General features: G+C 37.5%; 3 protein-coding genes and 1 pseudogene. 2 read left to right on the top strand and 2 right to left on the bottom strand.

The window, feature by feature from the left end:
- Positions 1–64: 64 nt before the first annotated feature.
- Positions 65–871, top strand: a complete 807-nt coding sequence (locus F6K22_RS36530; protein ID WP_363275212.1) for an RNA-guided endonuclease InsQ/TnpB family protein — start codon at positions 65–67, stop codon at positions 869–871.
- On the opposite strand, the gene F6K22_RS36535 is transcribed toward F6K22_RS36530, so the two are convergent.
- Together F6K22_RS36535 and F6K22_RS36540 are read right to left on the bottom strand one after the other, a co-directional pair.
- On the bottom strand, positions 859–1,296 hold the full coding sequence (locus F6K22_RS36535; RefSeq protein WP_375340230.1) for an RtcB family protein: 438 nt from the start codon (positions 1,294–1,296) through the stop codon (positions 859–861). The genes F6K22_RS36530 and F6K22_RS36535 overlap by 13 nt on opposite strands.
- 662 nt (positions 1,297–1,958) lie before the next feature.
- Complete coding sequence (locus tag F6K22_RS36540) at positions 1,959–3,161, bottom strand: NAD(P)/FAD-dependent oxidoreductase (RefSeq protein ID WP_293109576.1); 1,203 nt, start codon at positions 3,159–3,161, stop codon at positions 1,959–1,961.
- A 104-nt stretch (positions 3,162–3,265) separates the two neighbouring features.
- Here F6K22_RS36540 and F6K22_RS42735 point away from each other — a divergent pair.
- A pseudogene (locus tag F6K22_RS42735) lies at positions 3,266–3,354 on the top strand (hypothetical protein); the annotation flags it as partial.

The following is a 3,354-nucleotide window of genomic DNA, read 5'->3' on the forward strand; positions in this document are numbered from 1 at the left end:
TGGACTAGCCGTGATTTAGTCTGGTATTCAGAACAACAAATAAATCGTGTAAGAGTTGTTAGACGTGAGTAACGGTTATTATTGTCAATTTTTAGTAAATGTAGAAAGAAAAGAAGCTCATAACTTTGAAGGTAATGTAGTAGGAATTGATTTAGGTTTAAATGCTTTCTATACTGATAGTGATGGTAAAGCTGTAGATAATCCTAAATATTTGAGAAACTCAGAAAGACGACTAAAGAAGCTACAAAGAAGAGTATCGCGTCGCCATGAAAAAGGCAAGAAACATCAATCAAATAACTACTACAAAGCCAGAAAGCAATTAGCGCGGGCTAATCTCAAAATTAGTAGACAGCGTAGAGACCACGCAGTAAAGACTGCAAGGGCGCTAGTTCAATCTAACGATTTGATAGTTTACGAAGATTTGAAAATTGCTAATTTAGTAAAAAATCATCACTTAGCTAAATCTATATCTGATGCAAGTTGGTATCAGTTTGCCGAATGGCTAGAATATTATGCCAAACACCATGGGATTGTTTGTGTAGCAGTACCTTCACATTTCACTAGCCAGAATTGTTCTAATTGTGGTCAAACCGTCAAGAAGTCATTATCAGTTAGGACTCATAAATGTCCTTATTGTGGTTATACAGCAGACCGTGACCACAACGCAGCAAGAAACATTTTGGCCAAAGGTTTAGAAGTTTTGGGGGCAATAGTTAACAGTACCGAGGGGCACTCGGAAGCTGGGGGAAACCCGAAAGCTACGGGAGAGTCTGACCTCTGGTTTGGTGATAGCAATATTGTCAATCTAAGTCATCTCTGTGAGCGTATAATCATCAATGATGAGAATCCCGCATCAAATCAAAGATTATGATGCCGGGAGTATGTCAATCCTGGATGTAATTCTTTAAACTCTCTCCAATTTTGCCAGTTGGTGACAGATTTTTCTATTTCTTTATTGTCAGAAAAACCTACAGGAATAGCTGCTTCTATATCTTGTCTGATTTTTTTGAGTTTGCCTTCTAGTCGCTCGGCAACAAAAGGCATTTTTACTGCACACATTCCACAACCAATATCTACACCTACAGCAGCAGGAATTATTGCTTCTTTTGTGGCAATGACAGAACCCACTAATGCACCTTTACCTAAATGGACATCTGGCATGAGAGCAACGTGCTTGAACACAAATGGCAAAGAAGCTACATTTTTGGCCATTTTGTGTTCTTGATGCTCTAGGGGATGATTTGCCCAAGACAATACAGGTTTTGGGGTTGAGAGGTTGAGTTTTTCGTATGGCATATTTGATTTTTACTTATTTTTGATTGTTTATCTATCTTTGTAATACAACATAAAACATAAAGATTACGGAATTGAGGTAAGGATAATTAATAATGGATAATGGATAATGGATAATGGATAATGGATAATTAATAATTGATAATTAAAAAAATAATATTTCCGCACTTGATTGAATTAAGTATGGTTTTAACCAAAGGTAATTAATAATTGATAATTAGAGATATAGCAATCCTATTTTATTCTTTAGGACTTATGCAAAGACCATATATATAGTGTTCAAAACTAAAGCGCTATAGTTTTTGAACTCTATACATAGTACCTTGGCATAGGTCCTGACTTGGTTCAATCAAATATGGTTTTAACCAGAGGTAATTAATAATTGATAATTAGAGATATAGCAATCCTATTTTATTCTTTAGGACTTATACAAAGACCATATATATAGTGTTCAAAACTAGATCGCTATAGTTTTTGGACTCTATACATAGTACCTTGACATAAGTCCTGACTTGGTTCAATCAAGTATGGTTTTAACCAGAGGTAATTAATAATTGATAATTTAGAGATATAGAAATATAGCAGCACTATTTTATTTTTTATTCGTGTCATAAATCTGGCAACCTAACCTATTTAGCGATTGCTATAGTTTTCATTATCAATTATCAATTATCCATAAAGCGACTAGGAGATAACTGTTTGATAATCTCATCATTTTCGCCTGCTACATAATTAGCAAATCTTTTAGCTAGTGGTGGTACCAATGCAAATGGACTAGTAAAGCCAGAAAAAATATGTATTCCTTCTACATTAGGAATAGCTCCGATGAGAGGTAAGTCGTCAGCACTGTATGCTACTAAGCAATGATGCCAGGTTGCTGGTAAATTTTCTAATGCAGGTAAAACTTTTCCTATCTCTACTCGCATAGCAACTTCACTTTTAACAGGATCGACTTTAGCGTGGGGGTCAGTAAGTACGCGGGAAATTTGACCTATTCTAATGCTACCGTTTTTAAATTGAATTGCGCCAGCATCTAAGCTAAAGGGCACAAATTCATGACCAGGTTCATCCCACATTTGCTCAAGCTCAATTGTACTTGTAACAGCTTCAGAATTTAAACGTTTCTCTACTGCTGGTATCACGAGAGTATTTAGTTGCAGTTCTACGGGAGGAGTTTCTAACATTTCAGCATGGGTAAAATAAACACGGGTAGGGATGCCTGCTGATTTTAGGAAGTTACGGGAAATTCCACCTGCACAAATAATAATATTAGCCGCGTGATAAGTTTTGTCTGTAGTGTAGACTCCGGTTATGCGTTCGGGGTAGGGATGGGTCGCATTATTGCCAGTTTTGACTAACCCAGTTACTTCTGCAATTTCAATTTGACCTCCTAACCTGGTAAATGCTTGACAATATCCTAAAGTTATGGCTTCTGGAGAAACATGACCCTGACTAACAGTTAAAGCTCCTACGATCGCCTGTTTATTTAGTAAGGGTTCTATTTCACAGGCTTCTTCGACACTTATGAGGCGAGGTACTATATTATACTGGGAGAAATTAGTAGCTATTTTTTCTGGGTCATATTCGGTGGCGATGGTTAGCAATAAATCTAGCTCTCTAAATTGAGTATCTGTTTGTAATTCTTCAGATAGATCATGATGGTGTTGTTTTGCTTCCTGAAAAAGTTGATTGGTCAAGTCTGTAGTTCCAGACCAGTAGGGTAAACTAGCATAACTATAACGAGTTGCACCTTTTAAAGTAGAATATTTTTCTAACAGGAGTGTACCAAAACCTTTTTTTGCCAGTTCATAACTAAGAGCAGCTCCAGTTATACCACCTCCAACTACAACCTCTGCATGCGCCTGTATTCAGCGGTAAAGAGAAAGACTATGTGCTGGATACCATTGACAGTACGTTTGTGTCCAGTGTGGGTGCCTATGTCAGCCAGTTTTAACAGCAGGCTGAAGCGTATACCGGAGCAGGCAAAGCGGTTGCGGTAGTGAATGGGACGGCAGCATTACATACAGCCCTGTATATGGCAGGAGTCCGGGCAGGTGATCT

The sequence above is a fragment of the Okeania sp. SIO2F4 genome (genome assembly GCF_010672385.1).
GTDB lineage: Bacteria > Cyanobacteriota > Cyanobacteriia > Cyanobacteriales > Microcoleaceae > Trichodesmium.

Excerpts from the sequence above, each read along its gene's own strand:
- F6K22_RS36535 (WP_375340230.1), bottom strand. The coding sequence starts at position 1,296 with ATGCCATACGAAAAACTCAACCTCTCAACCCCAAAACCTGTATTGTCT.